Annotated in this window: 1 protein-coding gene; it reads left to right on the forward strand. The window is 39.0% G+C overall.

Going from position 1 to position 1,194, the window contains the following annotated elements; all coding sequences use genetic code 11:
* Positions 1–91: 91 nt before the first annotated feature.
* On the forward strand, positions 92–1,194 hold a 1,103-nt coding region (locus DCC39_RS18870; RefSeq protein ID WP_133243519.1), incomplete at its 3' end, for a transposase family protein.

The raw sequence follows: 1,194 nt of genomic DNA on the forward strand, positions 1-1,194 counted from the left end.
GAGTAAAAATTCTTCGAGATAATTCCCCCCTAAATTTTGATAAATATGGGATAATTTAACTGTATTTATCGCTTTTTAGGGGGATTTATGGATGGTTACAAGAAAAGAAAAACGTGAAAGAGAAAAAAATAAAAACTTTTTCTTCGAGTTCATCAAAACTCAGCGTCATTTCTTTAAGGAATTTATAGACAGATTAAAAAAGGTAAAAGACCCAAGGCACCAAAGCTATATTACTTACGGAACGGAGACGATTCTTTATACGATTCTCCTGAAAAATGCAGTTGGAATCGATTCAATGAGAAGCATGACAGAACGCTTTAACAAGGAAGAATGCATTGAAAATGTAAAAAAAGTTTTGGGGTTAAGACAACTCGAAGAGCTGCCCCACTATGACACGGTTAATGACTTTTTATCCAAGCTGGATGGGAAAGAACTTGAGAAAATTAGGACTTATATGATTAAGACACTTCTTAAGAAAAGATGCTTTGAAGCTTACCGAATAGCGGATAAATATTGGCCTGTCGTCGTGGATGGCACAGGAATGCACACGTTTAAGGAAAAGCACTGCGAGCATTGCCTGAGACGGGAATACAAGGATAAAGAAACCGGGGAAACAAAGGTTATCTATATGCATCATGTCTTGGAAGCCAAGTTCGTCGTTGCGGATATGGTGTTTAGCATCGCTTCAGAGTTTATTGAAAACGAATCAGAAGATGTCTCCAAGCAGGACTGTGAATTAAAGGCATTCAAAAGGCTGGCCAAGAAAATCAAAAGCACATTCAAACGCCTGCCTATCTGCCTTTTGGGTGACAGCCTTTATGCATGTGAACCTGTCTTTGACATCTGTGATGAAAACAAATGGCAATACATCTTCCGTTTTAAGGAAGGCAGGATTCAAAGCATCGCCTCGGAATTTTGGGCAATCAAATCGCTGGAAGAAAACGATAAAAAAGCCAGTATTTTTTGGGTTAATGATCTTCCATACAACGAAAGAGGCGTAAACCTTCTGGAAGCAGTGATAGAAACGAAGGATAAGAAAAAGCAGCAGTTTCTGTTTATTACAGACATCAAAATAACGAAAAAGAACGCAGAAAGACTTGTCCAGGCGGGGCGTAGTCGCTGGAAAATAGAAAACGAGGGTTTTAACCACCAGAAGAACGGGTGGCATGACATTGAACATGTGAATTGCCATGA

The organism is Pueribacillus theae, from assembly GCF_003097615.1.
Lineage (GTDB): Bacteria > Bacillota > Bacilli > Bacillales > UBA6769 > Pueribacillus > Pueribacillus theae.